Here is a 23,112-nt window from a genome sequence, read left to right on the forward strand (position 1 = left end):
GCGCTCGCCGTGGTGCTGGTCTTCGGCGGCCTGATTTTCTTTCATGAACTCGGACACTTCCTTGCCTTCCGCTGCTTCGGGGTGGGCGTCATCACCTTTTCCATCGGCATGGGGCCCAAACTCTGGGGCATCAAGCGCGGCAAGACCGAGTACCGCATCGCCTGGCTGCCCTTCGGCGGCTACGTTTCAGGCGTCGGTGAATACAGCGATGAGGTGGAAACTCTGGGCTTCACCCAGGAAGAGGCCGTGAACAACCGCCCGGCGTGGCAGCGCCTGCTTATCGCCTTCGCCGGGCCTTTCATGAACCTACTCATCGCCTGGCTCATCTACTGGGGGCTGACCGCCGTCATGGGCATGGCCGTGCCCCTGCCGCAGGTGGGCGCGGTGCTTCAGGACAGCGCCGCCATGCAGACGGGCATACGCCCGGGCGACCTCATCACCGCCATCGACGGAATTGCCGTCAACCGCTGGGCACAGGTTCCGGAAATCGTGGGCGCGTCCGGCGGCAGAACGCTCGCCGTGGAGGTGGAGCGCAACGGAGAGGTCATGAGTTTTTCCATAACGCCCATACGCAGTGAACGGACAAACCTTTTCGGCGAGACGGAGACTGCGTGGCTCCTCGGCGTACAGGCCTCCGGTGCGGTTCGGTATGAAAAGACGGGCTTTTTCGAGTCCGCCCGCCTGGGTCTCGTCCAGACCTGGAACATCATTGACCTCACCTGCACCGGCCTGAAAAAGATGATTACCGGCGCCGTGGCCGCCGATACCGTGGGCGGGCCCATCCTCATCGCCGAAATGATCGGCAGGCAGGCGCAGGCCGGTGTTGTGCCCCTGCTGCTCCTCGCTGCGCTCATCAGCGTGAACCTGGGGCTGCTCAATCTCCTGCCCATCCCCGTTCTGGACGGCGGGGCCATCCTCTTCTGCCTCGTGGAGACCGTCATCCGCCGGCCCGTACCGGAAAAGGTCCAGGAATGGGCCATGCGCGGCGGTGCCGCCCTGCTCATCGCACTCATGGTTTTCGCCACCTTCAACGACATTCTGCGCTGGTTCAGGTAAGGCTTATGGACGAACTCACACTCATCCTGAATACTGCGGAAAAACGCATCCAGTTTCTGCTCTGCCAGGGGGGAATCCCGCTCTGTGCTGAAGACTGGCTGGCCCGGCGCGGCGGAACAGAACTTCTAACAGCCGCTCTCGGCGATGCCTGCGCACGGCTCGGTCTGCGCCCCTGCGGCATCCGCCGCATTGCCTGCGCTGCCGGCCCGGGCAATTTCACGGGTCTGCGCATCGGGCTGGCCACAACTTCAGGGCTGGCGCGCGCCAACAAAGGAAAACAGGCTGGATTCGATTACCTGCACTGCCTTGCCCGGAACGCCCAGCCTCGTCCCGGCGAAGAAGTGCTGGTCATGACCAACGCCCGCCGCGACCTGGCCTACTGCGCTCGTTTTCTGACGGAAGACAACGGCGCGCTCCGCCCGCTCTGCAAGACCTTTGTCACGCCTCTGCCCGCCCTGAGCGGCAAGGAGGCCCTTGGTCAGCCGCAGCTCATGCTGGGTAGTGCCGTGACCAGCAACCGTGCCCTGCTCAGCAAAGCCTTCCCTTCCGCGCTGCTGCTTCCGCCGGACTTCGACCATCCTGCCCCCGCGGCGCTCCTGGCCATGGAACGGCTCATCAACTGGGAGACGGCAGACGGGACGGACATCGCGCCTCTCTATCTCCGCGACTGCGATGCCGTGGAGAACTTTACAGCCATCGCCATAGCCCAGGGCCGGACGCCGGAACTGGCCCGTGAGGAACTTGAACGGCTGACGCACTCGGGACTCGGAAGCTGAATCCGGAAGCTGAATGCTGCCGCCGCTTCGTTCCGAACCTTCCGAGTCTTTAAGGGGAAGCAAGACTTTGCAAGAAAGAAACACTTCCCTCCGGCGTAACCTGGTGTATAAAAAAGGAAAGTGCACGGAACGAAACGCATCCGAGGGAGCATCATGAACAGAAAGATACTGCTTTCCCTTTGCGCCGCAGCCGTGGGCGTGGCTGCGTATCTGTGGTACGCCCATGTGCAGTCGGGAAACGAAATCCACTACCTGACCGAAACCGTCACGCGGGGCGACATCTACAAGACCGTCAACGCCACAGGCAAAATCGATGCCGTGGGACTGGTCACGGTAGGCTCGCAGGCTTCCGGAAAAATTCTGACCCTGAACGCCGTCATCGGCCAGAAGGTGAAAAAGGGCGACCTCATCGCCCAGATCGACCCCACCACACGGCAGAACGACTTAGATATTGCCCGTGCTCTGCTCGACACCTACAGGACGCAGCTTGAATCCCGCCAGGTGGCGCTCAAGATAGCCCAAACCAAATACGACCGGGAACGTCAGCTCCAGAAGACGGACGCAACCTCCCGCGCGGCTCTGGAAGACGCCGAAAATGCCCTCGCCGCGGCAAAGGCCAGCGTCAAGGAGATGGAGTCCCAGATCGTCCAGCAGCAGATTGCGGTAAACACCGCGGAGACCAATCTTGGCTACACCCGCATCGCTGCGCCTCTGGACGGCACCGTCATTTCCGTGCCCGTCAAGGAAGGCCAGACGGTGAACGCCAACCAGACCACACCCACTATCGCGCAGATCGCCGATCTTGGCACGGTGGAAATCAAGATCGAAATCTCGGAAGGCGACATCCCCTTTGTCAAAGAAGGCATGAACGTCCGCTATTCCCTGCTCTCTGCTCCGGATACGGTATACCGCGCCCGGATTTCCTCCATTGATCCGGGGGACACCACGCTGAGCGATGCCACCTCGAACGGGCTGTCGTCCTCGTCCGGCGCACAGTCCTCATCGTCCCTGTCCTCCGCCAGTGCCGTGTACTACTATGCCAAGGCCCGCGTGGACAATCCCGATTCCCTGCTGCTCCTGAACATGACCACGCAGAACGTCATCGAGATCGCCCACGCTTCGGGCGTACTCATGCTTCCCTCGCTGGTCATCCAGAACGCAGGCAAGGGCAGGCATATCGTGCGGGTACTCAGGGACAACGGCCGCATTGAAGAACGCGACGTGGAAACGGGACTCACCAACAACGTCATGACCGAGATACGCTCGGGCGTTAACGAGGGCGAAAAAGTCATTGCCGCGCAGATGTCGGCCTCCGAGCTTGCGGAAAGCATCGCCGCCCGCGGCCGCGGCAGGCTCCGCTGAGATTCCCCCTGACCTTTGCGCGGAGGCGCGGCCTGCGCCCCGGAACACAGCCATGATCACCCTCGAAGTCAAAAATATCCAGAAATATTACGGCGAAGGCGAAAGCCGTGTGCAGGTGCTCAAAAACGTCACTCTGAGCATCGAAAAGGGCGATTTCGTCGCCATCATCGGCCAATCCGGTTCAGGCAAGTCCACACTGATGAACATTCTGGGCTGCCTGGACACGCCCTCGGACGGTTCCTACCTTGTGGACGGCATACCCGCCGGCGGCATGGACAGCGACGCTCTTGCCCGCCTGCGCGGAGAGAAGTTCGGCTTCATCTTTCAGCGCTACAACCTGCTGGCCAGCCTCAGCGCACTGGAAAACGTGGCCCTGCCTGCCGTCTACGCAGGCACGGCGAAGCGTGACCGGGATGCACGGGCGCGGGAGCTGCTCACGGAACTTGGCCTGGGAGCCAAGACGCAGAACACACCCAGCGAACTTTCCGGCGGCCAGCAGCAGCGCGTGTCCATAGCCCGCGCCATGATGAACGGCGGAGAAATCATTCTGGCCGACGAACCCACGGGCGCGCTGGACTCCCATAGCGGTGAAAACGTCATGAAGCTGCTCATGCAGCTCAACGCCGAAGGCCACACGCTCATCGTCGTCACCCACGACCGGCACATCGCCGGATACGCCTCCCGCATCATTGAAATCAAGGACGGCGAAGTCATCAGCGACCAGCGCAAAGCTCCGCTGCGGGAACGGCAGGAAAACACAACGTCTCCGCTCTTCCGCAGTTCCTGGCGCTACATGCGCGACCAGTTCGGCGAAGCCTTCCACATGTCCGTTCAGGCCATCCTCGCCCACAAAATGCGCTCGCTGCTCACCATGCTGGGCATCATCATCGGCATCGCCTCGGTGGTGTCCGTGGTGGCTCTGGGGCTGGGTTCTCAGGAAAAGATTCTGGCCAACATCAACGCCATGGGCACAAACACCATCGACATTATGCCCGGCAAAAGCTTCGGCGACCGCAACTCGGCCCGCTACAAGACGCTCACGGTCTACGATTCCGATGCTCTCGCCGAACAGAGCTATATCGACAGCGCCACGCCCTCGGCCAGTGCCAGCGGCAGCTTCGTCTACCGCAGCGTTTCCGCCACAGGCTCGCTCACGGGCGTGGGTGAACAGTATTTCACCGTGCGCGGACTGGAACTCGCCAAAGGCCGCCTGCTCACACCAGAAGACGTGGCCCAGGCCAGAGCCGTGGCCGTACTCGACGACAACACTGCACGGGAGCTTTTCCCCAACGGTGAAAACCCCGTGGGCGCGGTTATCCTGTTCAACCGCCATCCCCTTGAGGTGGTCGGCGTGACCAAAGCGCCCAACGCCTCCTTCGGGCCTCGCAGTACGCTTACCGTCTGGATGCCCTACACGGCGCACATGGCGCGTATCACGGGCAGCCAGACCATTTCCTCCATCACTGTAAAAATTGCGGACGGCGTAAGCGCCCAGATCGCGGAAAAGGAACTCACCCGCCTGCTCACCTCGCGGCACCGCGGCGTGACGGATTTCTTCACCATGAACACGGACAGCATACGCCAGACCATCGAAAGCACCACGAATACCATGCGTCTGCTCATCTCGTGCATCGCCTTCATCTCACTCCTCGTGGGCGGCATCGGCGTCATGAACATCATGCTTGTGTCCGTCACCGAACGCACCCGTGAAATCGGCGTACGCATGGCCATCGGAGCGCGGCAGTTCAACGTACTCCAACAGTTCCTCATTGAGGCCGTGCTTATCTGCCTCATCGGAGGCGTTGTGGGCGTGCTGGCCTCCGCCCTTATCGGCGCACTGTTCAACCGCTTTGTCAGCGACTTCCCCATGTCCTTCTCCACGGCCTCCATTGTCCTTGCATTGGCCTGCTCCACGGTGATCGGCGTCATCTTCGGCTATATGCCCGCGCGCAGGGCTTCACAACTCAACCCCGTCGAGGCTCTGGCCCAGGAGTGAACCCTCATGAAGATCTTCCTTCTCCTCCTCTGCCTGCTTCCGCTCTCCGCCTGCTCCACCCGTGATTACGACACCGCCGGTCAGGGCATACTGAGCGAAAGCGAAATACGGGAGCAGTACGCCATCGATCGGGAATGGTGGAAGCTGTACCGAAACGAAACTCTCGACCACCTCGTGGCTCTTGCTCTGGAACGCAATACCGACCTCGCCCGCAGCGCCGTGCGTGTGAATCAGGCACTCTATCGGGCGCGTCAGCTCAAGGCCGACCTCGTGCCATCATTCTCCGGCAGCGGAGAGGCGAGTTCCAGTCTTCAGACCGACAGCGGCGACTCGACCCGACGCTTCGATGCCTCCCTTGGTCTGAACTACGAACTCGACCTCTGGGGCCGCCTGCGCAGTTCCGCTTCAGCGCAGGCCTGGGAATACCGGGCCACGGAAGAGGACAGGGAAGCCACGCGTCTCGCCCTCGTGAACAGTGTGGTCAACACCTATTTCAGCATGGCACGCACACGGCAGGAACTCACCCTGAGCCGTGAGAACCTGAATTTTTACAAAAGACTCTACGCCCTGACCAGTGCCAAGTTCCGGGCGGGCAAGATCGATGGTCTGGATCCCGCACAGGCTGAACAGCGTTTGCAGCAACAGCACTCTTCTCTGCTGGCCCTGGAAGACCAGCTTCGGGAAGAGGAACAGACCTTGCGCGACCTTCTGGATCTGCGGCCGGAAGACGGGCTGGACACCTCCGCGCCCGACCTTCTGAGCGTCTCCGTTCCGCCCGTGGATCTCAACGTGCCCCTTGCCGCGCTTGGCGCAAGGCCGGACGTGAAGGCGGCGGAATTTCGGGTAAAATCGGGCTGGAAGGATTATCGGGCCGCACGGGAATCCCTGTTCCCTACGCTCACGGTGGGCGGGGCGCTGGGCGTCTCCTCCCCGTCCAGCGGCACCCTGTTCACAACGCCGTTTCTGAACGGATTCATCAATCTCTCCCTGCCCTTCCTCGACTGGAACCGTGTGAAATGTGACGTGCGCATCTCCGAAGAGGCGTTCAACGACAGCCTGCTGGCCTTTCGGCAGGCCCTGACCAAGGCCCTGAACGAGGTAGCCCTGTACCGCGGCCTGCTGGGCACGGCCTTTCAGCAGCTGACAACGGCGGAAAAGACCTATGCCGCCGGGCAGCGAGTCGAGGCCTACCGCAAGGCCCGCTACGAGCTTGGCGCAGACGAACTGAAAGACTGGCTGGACGCGCTTCAGGTACGCAACAGCGCCCGTCTGTCCGTGCTGGACGCGAAATACGCGCTCATCGCCGATACCAACGCCGTGTTTCAGGCCATGGGCGGCAGGATACACGCCGGGAATTAACATTGACCTTTTTCCTTTTTGGGAAGAAACTCGCCTTCACTTATCCCGAACGCTGGACGCTCCCGGCTTCAGCCTCACCCTACAAGGATTCTTTTCCATGCGCATGTACCGCAATCTTGCACTGGCGCTGCTCTCTCTGTCACTGTTCTCCCTGCTGCTGCTCATCCCCTTCACCCAGGCCACGCTTGCCATGGCCTCGATCACCTGGATGGGCATCTTCATCGCCGTGTTCGCCGTGAGCCTGGTGGCCTTTCTGGCCTCGCTGACCATGTACTTCTCTTCCAAAAACGCCGGCATCACCGTGCTGAAACGCCGCGCCGGCCGCGTCTACGGCGAACTTCTGCACCACAAGATACTGCTCATCAGCGCCATGGACGGAGACAAGCACCTTTCGGACTGGGATCATTACCTCTACGACCGCGATGAATTTCCCCGCCTCAAAAAATTCCTCGGCGAAGAATACTTCCTGCTGCTCTCCTGCGATTCCTTCTTCCCCCGGTCGGCGGCGGCCCGAGCCTACAACGACTTCAAAAGTCTGCACAACGACCTTGCCGCGTTCATGCGCTCCGTGTCCTACGACCGCATCGAATATGTAAAATTCAAGAAGCTCTTTGCGCTCACGACCGGCAGGGAAATGACCTCCAAAACTCCCGAAGAAAAGTTTACCTGCGAACCGTTCAGCGAAGCCTACGAAGCGCTTCAGGCGGCGAACGAACAATCCCTGCGCACCATCGAGGCATTGCTTGCGCGTATCGAGAAATACGAAATCGAACTGGATCGCTATTATTCCGCGGGTACCGCATGGAAGACCACGAAAAAGGGGCTTGACGCACGCTATCAGCTCTGGCTGCACGCCACAGAAGTCTGAAGGCAATGGTCTCCGCACCAGGAAGCCGGTCGGGGACAGTCCTTCGTCTCACAGCGCTTCGGGCAACGCCTTTTTTTCTCTGCTTCCCCTTGCGCTCCACACGTTCTCTGTGATAGGTACTTGACATACCTTTGAGGGAACGCCATGCCGCGCACCACAACAGAACACTTCAGCCTGCCCGTCGGGATGCTCCTGACGGTCATCTGCTGTTTTCTGCTGATGACGCCGGCCTCTCAGGTCACGAAAAAGACCGTCATGGACGCGAGTGTGCACATCACCACCATGACTCTGGCCGTGACCGGCATTTCCAACCCTCTTTCTCCGCTCAGCCATATCCTCGGCGGCGAGCGTACCCCGTTCCGTACGGACAAGCGCTCCCACACTGCTGCCCCCGAAACCGGTAACGGCGGATCGCCTCACGCGCTTCCGGCCTCCTGCCCCGATCTGTTCTTACCGCTCCCCTGCGCCGTGTTCCCCCATACCGGCGTTCTTTACTTCACTGTCCTTGCCAACTACGTTCCGTGGTTCGCCCTGGCGCCCCCCCGCAAAACAGCTGACCCGACAACGTCTCGCCGTCCTTTATACTGAAGAACAGCGACTCTCCATCCGCCCGCCGTTTTGTGAGGTCTTTCATGCGCACTCCGTGTACCTGCGACTGCACGAAAAGTCCCTCCTCCGAACGCCTTCCGGCGTCAGCCCTGCTGCAGACCGTCCTCTGCCCCCGCTTTGGATGAAAAGCGTCATGCACCCCAGGACTTCTTTCGGCATTGCGGCTCTGGAAAGGCCTCATCTTTGTTCTCCCATCGCGGAGACTCATTATCCATCCCGATGCTCATCTTGCGGCCACAAGGAACCGCATCCGCCATCATGCCGATGGCCGGGCAACGGGATTCGTGCCGCTCAACTTCGAGGGAATCGAACACCTCTCCAACCTGCTGCGCGACCGGTTTAGGACAGATGGCGGAAGGTTCTGCCATTCTGTCCCTTTCCGGGGTATGCCCTGCTGCCTGAAAAAACACCCCCGCGGCAAAAAACCACATCAGGCACCGGCATGGCTCAAGCACTCTGATGCTAGTAGACAAACGAAAGCCGCCCAAGCGGCAGCCCCCTGCCCGCACACGAGGCATAAAAAAGGATCGCCTCACGCCCTGTGAGACAATCCTTGACCGATAGCTGAAACCTTGAAAAACGAAAAAACAGGCGGCACGGGGCGTGTCACAGAACACTGAAACGCCTGCTTCAAACGGGCTTCCCATGAACATAAAGGATTTCAAAAGAAAAAATCCTTAAAAAGTTTCGAAGCGTCTGCGGCAATCACACGTCTGAAAACCATGAAAGAGCCTTCGATTCAGGCGTTTCCCAGGCCGTGAAAAAAGCCCTGAATGAGGCGATGGGAAACGTGCGTCTCAGCGGGCGTCCGGGCTCTGGAGGGAGGGAAGAGTTTCGCCGAGCGGTTCCGGCATTTCCGAGCCAAAGACTTGAGTAACGGGCTGCCCGGCATGGCGGCGGCGCATTTCCATGACGATCGCCTGTTCGTAGAAGCGCGCCATGCGTGCGTCTCCCCCGTGTTCCTCGATGGCAAAGACGGCAAGCTGCGTCTGTTCCCACAGGGAGAGCAGTTCTCCATCGGCAAGGAGCTGAATATCGGCAAGAGGAGAGGGACTCTCCTTGCCGGAAGCGGAAAAAACAGGATCCATGAATATCCTTCTTCGGCATCGCCGCAGAGAGGCGGCAGGACGTGGAAAAACAAGGACACGCCGTCTTTTTAAAGACTGTACAGATGTCAACAGGGCTGTCCTTGCGGTCAGAATTTTTGCTTTCTACTGGAAAGTCCCGCAAAAGGCAAGCCCATGCGCCCTGACCGTTTCTTCTCCCGCTGCCCGTCCCGAGCAGAGTCATTTCCTTTTTTCATAATTTTTGAAAAAATAAGTTTACTTTCAGACAGTTAAGCCATACCTCCCATGGAAAGCGCAAAGATCTTCCCCTGCGGTGCCTCTTGACAGCACCGCCTTCATCATTAAAAACATAGAGCAAGTCTCAGGGCGGGGTGCAAGTCCCCACCGGCGGTGACTCTGAAAAGTACAGGGAAGCCCGCGGGCGCCACTTCACGGGAAGAAGCGCAGATCCGGTGCGAATCCGGGGCCGACGGTAACAGTCCGGAAGAAAGAGAACCGGCTTTCAGCTTCTGAAGCATCTCTCCCCCATGCCTTACGCAGCCCTGATGTCGGACAACTCCAGGGAGTCTGTCATGCGTCAGCCTTTTTCTCTATCCAGTATCGAAGATGCCGTCGACGATCTTCGCGGCGGCAGAATGATTGTCCTCGTTGATGACGATGACCGCGAATGCAGCGGCCATCTGGTCATGGCCGCCGAATTCGTTCAGCCCGAGTCCGTCAACTTCATGTCCCGCTGCGCCTGCGGCATGATCGCTCTGGCTCTTTCCCCGGACATTGCTGACAGGCTGCGGCTCGCTCCCATGCCAGACAGGAGCGGCCAGGGCCCGGCTTTCACCGTCTCCATCGATGCCCGCGAGGGCATAGGTTCCGGCGTTTCCGCCGCGGATCGCGCCGCCACCATCCGCGCCGCCGCTGCTGAGAATGCCCAGCCTGCGCATTTCGTCACGCCGGGGCACGTCTTCCCCATCCGCGCTCAGAACGGCGGCGTCCTGACCCGCGTAGGCATCGCTGAGGGCGGCGTCGATCTTGCCGTGTTCGCCGGTCTGCATCCAGCGGCCGTAGTCTGCGAAATTCTGAAGGAAGACGGCTCTGTGGCGCATAGAGACGACCTGGAAGCCTTCGCCGCCGCCCACGGCCTGCGCATCGCCTCTCTGAAAGACATCATCCGCTACCACATCCGCTTCGGAAAACTTGCCGTGCGCCGCGTCGCCGAGGCCCGTATGCCCACGAAATACGGCGTGTTCCGCATCATTGCCTACGAAAGCGACGCCTCCGCGGATACGCATATTGCGCTGGTCAAGGGCGAGGTGGATGAAAAGTTCGACAGCTCGCCGGTTCTCGTCCGAGTCCACAGCGAATGTCTCACGGGCGACACCTTCGGTTCCCTGCGCTGCGACTGCGGCAACCAGCTCGCCGCTGCCATGATGCAGATTGAAAAGGAGGGCCGCGGCGCGCTGCTCTATATGCGGCAGGAGGGGCGGGGCATCGGCCTGGCCAACAAGATCCGCGCCTACGCTCTTCAGGAACAGGGCTACGATACTGTGGAAGCCAACATCAAGCTCGGCTTCGCCCCTGACCTGCGGGATTACGGCGTGGGCGCACAGATGCTCCGCGACCTTGGCATCAGCCGTCTGCGCCTCATGACCAACAATCCCCGCAAAATCGTGGGACTGGAAGGCTACGGTATCGAAATCACCGAACGCGTCCCCATCGAAACGGGGCTCTGCGCCGTCAACGAAAACTACATGCGCACCAAGCAGGTCAAGATGGGGCATATCCTCCACTTTGGCAAAAAATAAGGCGTGACCACGCCCCTGACTGAAACAGTGCCAGGATCGCACGTCCGTTTTTCCAGTCAGCGCGTTGCTGCCGTGCTTTTCGTTCGTGTATTTTTTGGCATCTTCAGAAAACTTCGCTTTTAAACGCTGAGAGGAGAGAAAACGTTTGTTTTCCCTCCCCTCATCGGTTGTTGTCAGAACGTGCCTTTAGAATGCCTGTCCCATGGAGAACTCGAAGCGGCCGCTGTGGCGCTTCTCGCCCGACGAGTTCTTGGAGAGCGGATAGCCGTAGGCAAGACGCAGGTCGCCCATAGGCGAACGCCAGCGCAGTTCCAAACCGGCCGAAGAATACACCTTGTTGAACACATCGGAAGTCTGCTCGCTGTCGGCGTTGAAGCCAATGTCGTAGAACGGCACAAAGGCCAGACCGAGTTCAGGTTTCACGACCCAGATGTATTCCAGGTTGGCGTAGCCCATGCGGTCAGAACCGATGGTTTCGCCCGTGACCGGATCCCGCGGCGAGATGTCATCGTAGGAATAGCCGCGGATGCTGCGTATGCCGCCGATCCAGAAACGCTCGAACACAGGGATCATCTTGTCGTGTTCGGTCTTGTACGCCCCGCCGATGAGTCCGCGGGCGTGCAGGATGTTCGTGTCGTTCAGGCCATAGTAGAAGCCGGCTTCCAGCATAGGCTTGAAGAATCTGTCATCGCCGCCGGTCCACGGACCTGCGTACTCTGCAGACAGTGTGACCTTGGTGCCGCGGGTGGCGAAGGTGGCCTTGTTGGTCGTGTCACGGGTGACGCTCATGGACACAGCGCTGGCCCAGTGCTTGCCCCTGTATGCCTGAATAATGCGGGATGCGTGGGAAGACATGTGGTAGAGATCATATTTCTCTATCCTGTAGCCCAGGCCGATGCTCGTGTATTCGCCAATGGGATGGAAGACACGCAGGCGTGTGCCAACGGAACGCTTATAGAAATACGACCACTCTTCGTCCATGGCGTAGGGAGTCACCGAGAAGCCCCAATAGGTATCGAAGACACGGGGGTTGATAAACTGTGCTTCCAGATACTGCTCCCTGTCCGAGGTGTAGCCGGTAAGACCGAGGATGTAGCCACGGCCAAAGAGGTTGTTCTCCGTGATGGCGGCGGAAACGCCGAACTTGTCATAGGTCGAATAGCCGAAGCCCACGCTGACGATACCGGTTTCAGTCTCCTTCACGCCCATCTTGAGATCCACTTCTCCGGGCACACCCGTGGGCACGACCTTGGGGTTGACCTCACTGAAGTAGCGTGTCTTTTCAAGACGCTGCGCGGAACGGCGCATTCTGGCTCCGCTGAACTGCTGGCCGTCTGCAAGGCGCATCTCGCGCAGAATGACATTGTCGCGGGTACGGCCGTTGCCTTCCACTTCCACGCGGCGGATGTACTGCTTTTCACCGGGCTTGACCACATAGGCCACATCCACGACTCCTTCTTCAGGACGGGGTTCGGGGCGCATTTCAATGTCGGCAAAGGCGTAGCCGTAATCCCCGTAGAACTCGGTCAGCGCCTTGACATCATCCTGAAGCACTTCTGTGTCGAAGTACTCGTCGGCCTTCTGCCGTTCGTCCATGGCGATCACATCCATGAGGCGTTCTTCCGTGTCGATGAGATCGCCTTCTATGGCCACACGGCCGACCTTGTAGCGCTGCCCTTCACGGACGCGGAAGATCACGCGGATGCCATCGTCTTCATAGATGACTTCAGGAGCGGCCACCTGACCGTCCACATAGCCGTTCTTCATGAAGTAGGATTTGATGGTCTGCGTGTCGCGCTCCAGAAGATCGTCCTTGAGTACACCTGAACCCGTAAACCAGGAAAACATGCCGCGTTCCTTGAGGGACATATAGTCCTTCACATCGTCGGGGTCGATCTCCTGAAGTCCCTCAAGAGCCACTTCCTTGATATAGAGCTTATTGCCTTCCTTGACGTGCAGAATAAGTGCCGCGGCCGAGCCGTCCGAGCGGCCTTCCACGGTGTAGGTGACTTCCGCAAGGTAGAAGCCTTTCTTGTGGTAAAGATCCGTCACCTTCTGCAGGTCATCGGCAAGTACCTTCTGGTTCAGCACGGATCCCTTGTGTGTGGACATGGCCTCGGTGATGTCGCCCATGCTGACGGCGTCAGAACCTTCCACGCGCACATCGTCGATGCGCGGCTTCTCCACAACGTGGAACACGAGGATCTGACCGCCCACTCCGGGGAGAACTTCCGCGCTGACGTCATTGAAATAGCCCATGTCCCAGATCGTGCGCACGTCCTCATCCACCCGTTCGGCGTCAAGAGGTTCGCCCTTGCGCGAATTCACCTGCATGAGTACGCGATCGGGATCGCTGAACTTCAGGCCCTTAACCTGGATGTCAGAGACGATGTTCGCGCCTCTCAGAGCTGGGCGGGAAGATCCACCGGAAACGGTTGCGGTTCTGGAGGCTATCTCGTTCGCCGTCTCCGCAGACAGCGCATTCACCACAGGCTGAAGCTCGAGCAGACTGCTGCCGTTCATCTGGAAGCTCCGGGAAGCCTTTGTGGACGCCTGCACAAGCTGCATGTTCAGGCTGAAGCCTTCGCCGAGCTGGTCAAGGCTGCCGTACACGGCATACTGGGCCTTCGCCCTGCGAGCCTTGGCCGCAGCGCTGTCCGCATTTTCGGGCTGCCCGCTGCGGGAGGCCGAAGTGGGGATAGTCTTGAGTTCGAACTTCTCCAGGCTCTGGCTCACAAGGGCGGGAATATCGGCGGCAAGCTGTGCGGAGGCCGCCGGAGCGTGAACCGCAAAGGGCAGAACCAGCACGCGGGTTGCGGCGGCATGCGCTGCGCTGGTCCACGCCAGCAGACACAGGCCCACACAGGCCAGACTAGAAAGAATTCTGCGCATAAAGCTCTCCCGATCTCATTTCAAGGCTGCGATCCATACAGGATGCAAGCTCCCGGTTATGCGTCACGATAATAAGCGTCATGCCCATGTCGCGGTTCAGTTCCCGAAGGATCTCTGCCACGCGGGCTCCTGTTTTTTCATCGAGGTTGCCGGTAGGTTCGTCCGCCAGCAATACTTTTGGGCAGAGCAGCGTGGCCCGCGCTATGGCTGCCCGCTGACGCTCGCCGCCGGAAAGTGTGGTCACCCGGTAATCCCGCCGCGCGGAAAGCCCTACTCTGTCCAGTGCCTCTTCCGCCAGAGACAGCGCCCGGCGTCTGGACATGCCGGAGATGATGGCCTGCATCGCCACGTTTTCAACGGTGCTGAATTCCGGCAGCAGATGGTGAAACTGGAACACAAAGCCCAGTTCCCGGCTGCGGAAATGCGCGGCCTGCGCGGGACTCAGGGCGGAAAGGTCACGCCCTTCGAAAAATACACTCCCGCTCGTGGCCCGATCCAGCGTGCCGAGTATGTGCAAAAGTGTGGACTTGCCCGAACCGGATTCTCCCACAACGGCCAGAGCCTCTCCCCTGCGCACCGTGAAATCCACATCGCGGAGTATGGTCAGTTCTCCGGCAGGGCTTTCCACCTTCTTTTCCGCATGGACGACGCGGTAAAGCTCCTGTCCGGCGATGTCAGAACGGTCTTCCATAGGCTCACTCATAGCGGAGGGCTTCGGCGGGGATCAGGCGGGACGCCTGTCTGGCGGGATAGAGCGTGGCCACAAAGCACAAAAACATGGCGACCACGCCGATGACGGCCAGATCCAGAGGTTCAATAATGACGGGCAGAGTGTCCATCATGTACACGCCCGGGGGCAGTTCGATAACCTGATACTTCTTGAGAAGCAGTGCCAGGACAATACCTAACACATATCCCAGAGAAGTGCCAACCGCGCCGATAATGGCCCCCTGAAGCATGAAGATACGGCGCACGGCACCGGCTGTGGCCCCCATGGACATCAGGATGGCTATATCCCGCGTCTTTTCCATGACCAGCATGATGAGCGAGGTGATAATGGAGAAGGAGCCTACAAGGATGACCATGAGCAGAACGATGAACATGCCAAAGCGCTCCATCTGGAGTGCGGCGAACAGGTTGGCGTTCATGTCGATCCAGTTGCGCGTATAGAACGGTGCGCCGAGGCTTTCGGCGATGTCGCGGGCGATGTCCACGGCGTCGTAAGGATTCCTGACAAAGGCTTCAACCCCGGAGACGCGCCCCGCGGGAAAACCCATGAGTTCCTGCGCCGCCGTAAGGGAGACGTACGCGAGGCGGCTGTCGAACTCCGACATGCCGGACTTGAAAATACCCGCCACGCGAAAACTTTTGAGCTTGGGAACGAAGCCCACGGTCGTCCTCTGACCCGCGGGCGACATAAGGTTCACGCGGCTGCCCGGGCGAAGGTGGAAGCGCCGGGCGAGGTCGTGGCCAACGAGGATTCCGGCGGGGCCGCCGCTTTTCCCAAGGCTCTCCGCGTCACCGTCCTCCAGACGGTTCAGCAGGGGCATGGTTTCCGCCTGCGCGGGATCCACGCCGCGCACGACAAGCCCCGTGGCGCCGCCGGGCGTGGAGAGCAAAACTTCCGCATACAGAAACGGCGCGGCGGAGACCACGCCCGGGACGCTGCGTATGCGTTCCAGCGGCGATGCGCCCTCCCCGTTCGCCGAAACCGCGTCAAAGGCCCCGGCCCGTGTGGACATGACCATGATGTGCGGGTTGGCGCCAAGTATCTTTTCCCGCATTTCGTCCGTCACACCGTTGTAGACGCTCATCACAATCACGAGCGCAGCGACGCCTATGGCCACTCCCAGGACGGACATCACGGAAATGACGGAAATGAACGTGCGCTTGCTCCGCGAAACGAGGTAGCGGGACGCGATGAACAGAGGAAACGACATGGAGCCTCCCGAAGTCTGCGGATCACGCTTCCGGACGCAGGAGAGGGAAGAGGATGACTTCGCGGATGGCGGGTTCGTCCGTGAGCAGCATGGTCAGGCGGTCAATGCCGATGCCTTCTCCCGCGGTGGGGGGCATTCCGTATTCCAAGGCGCGCAGATAGTCGTTGTCCAGAGGACAGGCTTCGTCGTCTCCGGCAGCTTTTGCGGCCACCTGCGCCTCGAAGCGCAGGCGCTGGTCCACGGGATCGTTCAGCTCTGAGAAGGCGTTGCCGTACTCACAGCCGCAGATGAAGATTTCAAAGCGATCCGTGAGCGAAGGATCCGCATCATTGCGCCGGGCGAGGGGGGATATTTCCTCAGGATAGGCGTAGATGAACGTGGGCTGAACGAGCTTGTCCTCCACATCCAGATCGAAGAGCCGTGACTGGAGCTTGCCGATACCCTCGCTTTCCAGAAACTTTTCCCCTCGGGAGCGGAGATAGGTACGGACGGATTCCATGTCGTTGTAGAACTCGGGCGCATGACCGCCCACCTTCTCCAGAGCCTCATGGTAGGTCATGCGCGTCCAGCGGCCCGGGGTCAGGTCTATCTCCTGCCCCTGATAGGTGATCACCGTGCTGCCGCAGACCTCATAGGCGATATGGGCGAAAAGCTGCTCGGTGAAATCCATGAGTTCCTTATAGGTGGCATAGGCCCAGTAGAACTCGCAGGAAGTGAATTCCGGGTTGTGCCGCGTGTCTATGCCCTCGTTGCGGAAGCAGCGGTTGATCTCGAAGACACGCTCCATGCCACCCACAATGAGCCGCTTCAGGTAGAGTTCGGGAGCGACGCGCAGATAAAGCTCAATGTCCAGCGCATTGTGATGGGTGACGAAGGGCCGGGCCGTCGCGCCGCCCGCCACGGCGTGCATCATGGGCGTTTCCACCTCGGTGAAGCCCTTCTGCTCCATGAAGCGGCGAAACTCGCGCACGATGCGGGAACGCTTGCGGAAAATCTCGCGGGCACGGGGATTCATGACGAGATCCACATAGCGCTGGCGGTAGCGTGCCTCCACATCGGTAAGACCGCTGTGCTTGTCCGGGAGGGCGCGGAAGGACTTGCTGAGCAGGCGCGCCGTGAAGCAGCGCAGGGTGAGTTCGCCGGTTTTAGTGCGGAACAGCTTCCCGGTAACACCCACAATATCGCCGACATCCAGCTTTTTAAACTGAGAAAACGCCGTATCGCCCATGACGCTCTTTTCGGCGTAGCACTGGAGGCGTCCGGTGCGATCCATGATATGGAAAAAAATGACCTTGCCGAAGGAACGGGAAGACATCATGCGGCCGGCCAGGGAAAATTCGGTATCCACCTCTTCCAGCTCGCTTTCACCAAGGGCCTCGTATTCGGCGTGAACGGAACCGGCGTCGTGGCGGCGGACAAAATCGTTCGGATAGAGCGGAACCCCTGCGTCCAGAAGTTCACAGGCCTTGCCCACGCAGTTCTTGACGACTTCGTTCAGTTCCCCGTGATCGGCAAAATTTTCCAGCATGGGCATGAAGTATGCCGCATGTTCTGACTTTGTGGCAAGTTTGATGGGCTTGCGGGTCTTGTTTTGCGTCTCCAAAAGAATCTCCATGTATATTTGCGGCCCCTCAGACCGCGTGGTTCCTGTTCGTGGCGTTTCGGAAAACATACGCTATTTCGGGGCGGGGCGCAACGGAAGACCGCCCCTGCCGGCAGCGAAAGTTGGACACTACGGCAAAAGTTCCCGGGATTCAAGAGCCTCTGCCACTTGCCTGTTTGCGCCCGCAGGCATAAAGAAAGAGCCATGGAAACGCTGAAGCACCTTGTCTGTCTTTTCTTCCTCGCCCTCCTGCTTCTCGCCCCCGTACCCTGCCGGGCCGTTCAGGAGCCGCTGCCCGTGCCCCCGGGCCACACGCCGGCCTGGCTGCCCGTGGAACGCGGACTGGAACTTGCCCTGCTCTCCTGCGGGCGGCAGCAGGACGGCGCTTCCGTGCAAAATTTCCTCATCCGCGTCCTGCGCATCGACACCACGCTTTACGACTTCGTCCTGTGCAGCGCCCGCTGGGAGTCTGGCCGGGTCCTCAGCATCCGCGAATGGGCCGCGGCAAAACAACTCAGCGCTGCCGTGAACGCCAGCATGTACCAGGCGGATGGACTCACCTCCACGGGATATATGCGAAGCGGCGAACAGACCAACAACAGCCGCGTTGTCCGGCGCTACGGCTCCTTCTTTGTGGCCGGGCCGCGCAGTCCCGGACTGCCCCGCGCCGCCGTGCTGGATCGGGAGCGGGACGACTGGGAAAGACTCCTGCCGCAGTACGATATCGTGGTGCAGAACTTCCGTCTCATGGGTTCAGACGGCAAGCAGCTCTGGCCGGAAAACGGGCCACGGCACGCGGTGGCCGCCGTTGCCGAAGACCTGAACGGGCGCATCCTCTTCCTGCACTGCGAAAACGCCGTGTCGGTACACGACTTTGTGGAGGCCCTCAAGTCCCACAGCGAACTTAACCTCAACTCCGCCATGTATGCGGAGGGCGGAAGTGAAGCCTCCCTGCTGCTACGCCGCGATGAGGGCGTCTTCGTCTGGACAGGTCTTTCCCCGGCGAACTACTTTTCCGGAACCGGCGACGGCCCGCCACTGCCCAGCGTTCTGGGCGCGGTTCCGCGCTGAACCGGCCAGCAGAGTTTCCCTGCCTCCTGCCCTGCAGCGGCACAACCTCGAAAGCCTCTTTCCGGACTCCTCTCTCCATGTTTCAATCCGCAGCCGGCAGAAAGCATACGGATTGCCGCTCCCTGCAGAGAGAAGGTGTGGAAAGGGATTTCATCGGTTTCAACGCCTTGTCCATCCCGCTTCTCCCCTTACCGGGAAAGCTGACCTCAAAGGAACGTTTGATGAATCGCGGATACCTGTTCATCCTTCTCGCCACACTCTTCTTCAGCTCCATGGAAACGGCCCTCAAGACCATCGCTCAGGACTTCCACCCGCTCCAGCTCAACTGCACGCGCTTTCTCGTGGGCGGACTCCTGCTCATCCCCTTTGCGCTGCGCGGCCTCAGGCAGCACGGCACCAGAGCGGATCTGCGCGCCTGGAAAGGCTTCGCGGCTCTGGGCTTCCTCGGTCTTTTCGTGAGCATGGTTCTATATCAGACGTCCATCCTCTACACTCCCGCTTCCGTGGTCAGCGTGCTGTTCAGCTGCAACCCCGTCATGGTACTTGTCTTCGCCTGTCTTTTCCTCAGAACCGCCATTCTGCCCCAGCACGTCGCCGCCCTCGCCCTGGAGGTTGCCGGTGCGCTCGTCATCATTGACCCGTTCCACACCCGGCTGGATCCCATGGGCGTCACGCTGGTACTGCTCTCAGCCGCGCTCTTTGCCCTGTACGCCGTACTTGGAAAGAAGCAGTGCGCCGAATATTCCGGCATCGCCGTGACCTGTTTCAGCTGCCTTGCCGCCAGCGCGGAAATGCTCGCCTTCATCACTCTGAGCCACGCGCCCTTCTTCGACGCCCTGCTCCGCAGCTGCGGGCTGGAAAGTTTCGCCGCCGTGCCCCTGCTTGACGGCTACACCTGGGACAACATCCTCATGGTCGTCTACGTCTGTGTCTTTGTCACCGGAGGCGGATACGCCGCCTACTTCATGGGCATGGAGGCGACCTCACCCATGCAGGCGTCCCTCGTCTTCTTCTTCAAGCCCGTCCTCGCCCCCATTCTGGCCATGTTCTTTCTGGGTGAGGCCATACCGTGGAACATGTGGGCCGGCATCGCGCTTATTCTCATCGCCTCCGCCGTATCCATGATCCCCACGCTGAAGACGCTCTCCGCCCTCGCGCCGCTCCTTACCGGGCGCTTCATCCGCCCGCCCCGGCACTGACTGAAGGAGGCCCGCATCCTTTGATGCAGGCCTCCGGTCAGAGTGAGAAAAAACGCGTTCTCAGAACAGATACTGGAAGTGCAGCGTCACGCGCCAGGCGTTCTCGTAGTGCTCTCCGCCGCGCCCGTGGGCGGTATCGGTATCGAAGTTTTCAACGACGTAGGCCAGTTCCAGACGGCTGGTCAGGTTCTTGTAGATCTCCCAGGTGTTCAGCAGATTGAATTCAACGAGGCTGTCTTCGCTGGTCAGGTAGGAAGAATAAGCGTTGGGCGCACCGCAGCCGCCGTTGTACCGAGAGTTCGTGCCGCCGATGTAGACGACGCCGAGGTCATGGGTCAGTCCGGAGAGGAAGGAAATCCCGTTCAGCTGGACGCCAAGGCCCCAGGTGCCGCCAATGACGGTGTTGTGTATGCCGTTCCCAGCCCCAGGCCCCCAGGTATTATCAAAAAAGGTGCTGGATGCGTTGAAATCTCCGAAGATGACCGGAAACTGGCCGCTGTTCTTCAGCGCTCCCCTGCCGTCGCCGGAAGCGTACCAGCCAAGGAGCGCAGGTTCGGCAAACTTCAGCGCATACGCTGCGCGGGCCACGGCGAACCAGCCTTGCTGATCGCTTCTGCCGCTGTAGGCCGCCCTTCCCCATCCGGCATCAAGAGCAAGGGTAACGGGATTAAAAGGCTGCCATTCCAGACCGCCGCCGAAAGTCAGAATATCGGCGTGCGGCCCGGCACTGATGTTTCCCTGCGCATCGGCTTCAAGCCCTGCCGCCTTGGAACCATACACGGCCCAGGGAGAGACGCTCCATGAGCCAAAAGTAGCCGTGCCGGTTAGTCCAAAGAGGTCATAGGTCCTGGCATGCGGCGAATCGTCCTCCGCACGGGCGGGACGCAGCCAGAAGGCGGACAGTGAAACGCCGTCCCCCAAGGGCGTGTGGACGGCCACGCCATCGGCCACAAGATCGCTGATATGCACACCCGTGCTGGCAAAGGAAGGCAGGGAAACGGACTGGCGTCCCATGCGAAGCTTCACGTCCGTTCCGGGCAGCCGCCAGTCAATATACGCCTGCCGCATGACGACATCGAGATCCGCGCCCTTATTGCGGTTCCTCGTGCCCCAGCCCCATCGGGTTTCGGTCTGAAAATAGCCGGAAAGATCTTCGCTGACAGAAAAGGTCAGGCCCAGACGGACGCGGGATTGCATATCATCGGCGTTGATTCCGGTGAAGTCCCCTTCTCCCGTCTGAAACACGAATTGATAGTTTCCACCGAGCTTCACCTCGACGGCGGAAGCGGGAGCTGAGGCCGCCAGCACGAGAGCTGAAGCCATGAACAAGGTAACGAGCTTTGCCATTGGGTCACCAACCTTTCCGGCCCGAAGGCCCATAAAAATCCATGCCGTTCCGCTGCGACTGCTCTCCGTTTTCAGCGCACGACGCCTTCGGAGCGAAGCCGCGGAACAGCTCTAAAGCCATTCTCCTATGCGGGAATGTATAGTATACGTCAAGTTTTTTAAATGTAATGAGACATCATTCCTTCTGCATCTATGGCATTTTTTCCTTTTTTCACATGGAAATTTATAGAATAATCACTTTATTTATATGAATAAATTTTTGATGAAAGCTCAAAAACAAGAAACTTTCGTTTGATAAAAAAGTTTTAACATTTTTTTGTTTTTATCTCTTGTTCCAATAAAAACTATCTGCCATAATTTTTCTCCACATTTTTTGCAATGACGAACATTTAGAATAATTTCACATGGTTCGCCTGTTCTTCATTGTGTTCAAATATAGTTCAGCTAAAGCAACGATAAGGGCGTATGTTCCCTTTTTCGTGGAATTTTTGTTTCTTTCCGCCGGAACTGCACAGGATAGCAAACTTTTTTAACAATCTTTTTGCTTCTTTTGATTTGGAAACAGATGCGATTTTCTGCCGGAAATGTGCGCCGTGCCCGGATTCCCCATGCAGGAAGCCCTCCGGCTGTAAGCAGCCTTATGACAGGCTTGGCAGTTTTTTCCCCGCACACACAGGAAGCCATCCAGAACATCTTGAGCGCCGGCATCGTTCTTCTGTGCCACCGTAGGAACGCGCCTGGCAGAATTTTTCCCTGCCGGAACGACAGTGAAACGGCGACCCGCCGTGAAGACAGGCCGCCGTTATGTCAAAAAATACTGGAAAAATCAGAACCGATACTGAAAATGCAGAGCCACGCGCCAGTCGTTGTTATAGCTCTCACCACTGCGTCCATGGGCGGTATCAGTATCGAAGTTTTCAATGATGTAGGCCAGTTCCAAAGCGGTCGTCAGATTCTTATAGATCTCATAGGTGTTCAGCAGATTGAACTCCACACAGGAATCCTCGGCGGTCAGGTAGTCGTACCCGTCGCCGTACCCGCCGTTATCCTTGCTGTTCGTGCCGCCGAACCAGGTCACACTGAAGTCATGGTTCAGTCCCTCGAGGAAGGAAAGCCCGTTCAACTGGGCGCTCACGCCCCACGTTCCGCCGATGGTATGGTGGTTGCCGCCGAAGATGCCGTATGCTGCGTTGAAGTAGGTGCTGGTGCCGTCGAAATCGCCGTAGATAGAGGGAACCTGGCCTGAATACTTCTCATCGTGACTGTCGTCACCGGAGGCGTACCAGGCAAGCAGGGCGGGTTCGGCAAAGCCGAGGTCATACGATGCCTTGCCTGCAAGGTACCAGCCTTCCTGATCGCGCAGGGACTGCTCGCTGTTGCTGTAACGGGTGTGGCCATAGGCGCCGTCCAGGGCCAGCGTCAGCGCGTCAAGCGGCTTCCACTCCAGCCCCAGACCGCCGAGGAAAATGTCGGCGCGTCCATCGCCCACGATATTCCCCTGTTCTTCCATGGGATTTTCGAAATCCTCCGCCGTCTGATCGCCTTCCGCATTCTTGCCCTTGGCGCCATAGAGCAGCCAGGGCGTCAGCGTCAGACTGTCAAAACCGGCGCTGCCGATCAGACCGAACAGGTCAAATTCCCTGCTGACCACCGGATCATCCGAACTGCGGTACAGGCGCGTCCAGAAGGCCGTCAGATTATAGCTGCCGGCAAAAGGAAGAGAAGCGACCACACCATCGCCAACCATATCGGCGATGATGGGCGAAACGCCGGCATAGGCCGGCATATCAAAGGCATGGCGGCCCATGCGGATCTTCATCTCAGTGCCCGGAACCTTCCAGTCAATATACGCCTGGCGCAGCTCCACAGTCAGTGCCTCACTGCCTCCGGACCCGCTGTCGTTGCTGGTGCTGCTGCCAAGTTCCCACTCGTTGTTTGTCTGGAAATAACCCGAAAGGTTTTCGTTGACGGAGAGAGACAGCCCCAGACGGACGCGCTGCTGATTACTGGCTTCATTGGCGCCGCGGAAGCCCACGGAGCCTGTCTGATACTGAAAGAGGTATTCGCCGTCGACGCTGACATCGACAGCCGAGGCGGGGGAGGAAGAGGAAGCGAGCACAAAGCCGGCCAGAAGGAAAAGTGTAGCGAGTTTTTTCATAAGAAGTCCT

The 23,112-nt window shown here is 59.4% G+C and carries 18 protein-coding genes and 1 riboswitch; of the genes, 10 read left to right on the forward strand and 8 right to left on the reverse strand.

Annotated features, from left to right (window positions below; genetic code table 11):
• The 7 genes from rseP to Q0Z94_RS01405 all read left to right on the forward strand — a co-directional run.
• Positions 1-1,056, forward strand: a 1,056-nt coding sequence (rseP, locus tag Q0Z94_RS01375) for an RIP metalloprotease RseP (RefSeq protein ID WP_298066693.1), incomplete at its 5' end; no start/stop codon positions are given.
• Positions 1,057-1,061: 5 nt separating this feature from the next.
• Complete coding sequence (gene tsaB / locus Q0Z94_RS01380; protein WP_298066707.1) at positions 1,062-1,832, forward strand: tRNA (adenosine(37)-N6)-threonylcarbamoyltransferase complex dimerization subunit type 1 TsaB; 771 nt, start codon at positions 1,062-1,064, stop codon at positions 1,830-1,832.
• 153 nt (positions 1,833-1,985) lie between these two features.
• A complete protein-coding gene (locus tag Q0Z94_RS01385; RefSeq protein ID WP_298066712.1) occupies positions 1,986-3,194 on the forward strand; it encodes an efflux RND transporter periplasmic adaptor subunit in 1,209 nt (402 codons plus the stop codon).
• A 52-nt stretch (positions 3,195-3,246) separates the two neighbouring features.
• A complete protein-coding gene (locus tag Q0Z94_RS01390) occupies positions 3,247-5,190 on the forward strand; it encodes a MacB family efflux pump subunit (RefSeq protein WP_298066719.1) in 1,944 nt (647 codons plus the stop codon).
• Positions 5,191-5,196: 6 nt separating this feature from the next.
• Complete coding sequence (locus tag Q0Z94_RS01395; RefSeq protein ID WP_298066724.1) at positions 5,197-6,549, forward strand: TolC family protein; 1,353 nt, start codon at positions 5,197-5,199, stop codon at positions 6,547-6,549.
• 97 nt (positions 6,550-6,646) lie between these two features.
• Positions 6,647-7,417 carry a hypothetical protein gene (locus Q0Z94_RS01400; protein WP_298066734.1) on the forward strand — a complete coding sequence of 257 codons (771 nt, stop codon included), beginning with the start codon at positions 6,647-6,649 and terminating at the stop codon, positions 7,415-7,417.
• 144 nt (positions 7,418-7,561) lie between these two features.
• The gene (locus tag Q0Z94_RS01405; RefSeq protein WP_298066740.1) at positions 7,562-8,005 is read left to right on the forward strand and encodes a hypothetical protein; all 444 of its coding nucleotides are present in this window, start codon (positions 7,562-7,564) and stop codon (positions 8,003-8,005) included.
• 152 nt (positions 8,006-8,157) lie between these two features.
• On the opposite strand, the gene Q0Z94_RS01410 is transcribed toward Q0Z94_RS01405, so the two are convergent.
• Positions 8,158-8,394: a hypothetical protein gene (locus tag Q0Z94_RS01410; protein WP_298066744.1), complete on the reverse strand. Its 237-nt coding sequence runs from the start codon at positions 8,392-8,394 to the stop codon at positions 8,158-8,160.
• 429 nt (positions 8,395-8,823) lie between these two features.
• Positions 8,824-9,114, reverse strand: coding sequence for a hypothetical protein (locus Q0Z94_RS01415; protein WP_298066748.1), 291 nt, complete (start codon positions 9,112-9,114; stop codon positions 8,824-8,826).
• 332 nt (positions 9,115-9,446) lie between these two features.
• A riboswitch (FMN riboswitch) is annotated at positions 9,447-9,593 on the forward strand.
• 72 nt (positions 9,594-9,665) lie between these two features.
• On the opposite strand from Q0Z94_RS01415, the gene ribA reads away from it, so the two are divergent.
• Positions 9,666-10,892 (forward strand): GTP cyclohydrolase II, encoded by a 1,227-nt coding sequence (gene ribA / locus Q0Z94_RS01420; RefSeq protein WP_298066756.1) that lies wholly within the window; start codon positions 9,666-9,668, stop codon positions 10,890-10,892.
• A 186-nt stretch (positions 10,893-11,078) separates the two neighbouring features.
• Here the strand turns inward: ribA and bamA are convergent, their stop codons facing one another.
• Genes bamA through lysS form a run of 4 tightly spaced genes read right to left on the reverse strand, consistent with a single transcriptional unit; the run spans position 11,079 to position 17,252 of the window.
• The gene (gene bamA, locus Q0Z94_RS01425; protein ID WP_298066763.1) at positions 11,079-13,784 is read right to left on the reverse strand and encodes an outer membrane protein assembly factor BamA; all 2,706 of its coding nucleotides are present in this window, start codon (positions 13,782-13,784) and stop codon (positions 11,079-11,081) included.
• Positions 13,765-14,475, reverse strand: coding sequence for an ABC transporter ATP-binding protein (locus Q0Z94_RS01430; protein WP_298066774.1), 711 nt, complete (start codon positions 14,473-14,475; stop codon positions 13,765-13,767). Before Q0Z94_RS01430 ends, bamA begins: the two co-directional genes overlap by 20 nt.
• 4 nt (positions 14,476-14,479) lie before the next feature.
• Positions 14,480-15,724, reverse strand: coding sequence for a lipoprotein-releasing ABC transporter permease subunit (locus Q0Z94_RS01435; RefSeq protein ID WP_298066789.1), 1,245 nt, complete (start codon positions 15,722-15,724; stop codon positions 14,480-14,482).
• A gap of 22 nt (positions 15,725-15,746) precedes the next feature.
• Positions 15,747-17,252 (reverse strand): lysine--tRNA ligase, encoded by a 1,506-nt coding sequence (gene lysS, locus Q0Z94_RS01440; protein WP_298066995.1) that lies wholly within the window; start codon positions 17,250-17,252, stop codon positions 15,747-15,749.
• Positions 17,253-17,531: 279 nt separating this feature from the next.
• Here lysS and Q0Z94_RS01445 point away from each other — a divergent pair, with 279 nt between their 5' ends.
• Positions 17,532-18,398, forward strand: a complete 867-nt coding sequence (locus Q0Z94_RS01445; RefSeq protein WP_298066791.1) for a phosphodiester glycosidase family protein — start codon at positions 17,532-17,534, stop codon at positions 18,396-18,398.
• A gap of 221 nt (positions 18,399-18,619) precedes the next feature.
• Entirely contained in the window at positions 18,620-19,597 is a 978-nt protein-coding gene (locus Q0Z94_RS01450) for a DMT family transporter (protein WP_298066794.1), read from the forward strand.
• A gap of 60 nt (positions 19,598-19,657) precedes the next feature.
• Here the strand turns inward: Q0Z94_RS01450 and Q0Z94_RS01455 are convergent, their stop codons facing one another.
• Both Q0Z94_RS01455 and Q0Z94_RS01460 read right to left on the reverse strand, forming a co-directional pair.
• Positions 19,658-20,944: an outer membrane homotrimeric porin gene (locus Q0Z94_RS01455; RefSeq protein ID WP_298066800.1), complete on the reverse strand. Its 1,287-nt coding sequence runs from the start codon at positions 20,942-20,944 to the stop codon at positions 19,658-19,660.
• Positions 20,945-21,770: 826 nt separating this feature from the next.
• Complete coding sequence (locus Q0Z94_RS01460) at positions 21,771-23,102, reverse strand: outer membrane homotrimeric porin (RefSeq protein WP_298066807.1); 1,332 nt, start codon at positions 23,100-23,102, stop codon at positions 21,771-21,773.
• Between the last annotated feature and the right edge of the window lie 10 nt (positions 23,103-23,112).

Origin of the sequence: uncultured Mailhella sp. (genome assembly GCF_947631555.1) — a bacterium.
Lineage (GTDB): Bacteria > Desulfobacterota > Desulfovibrionia > Desulfovibrionales > Desulfovibrionaceae > Mailhella.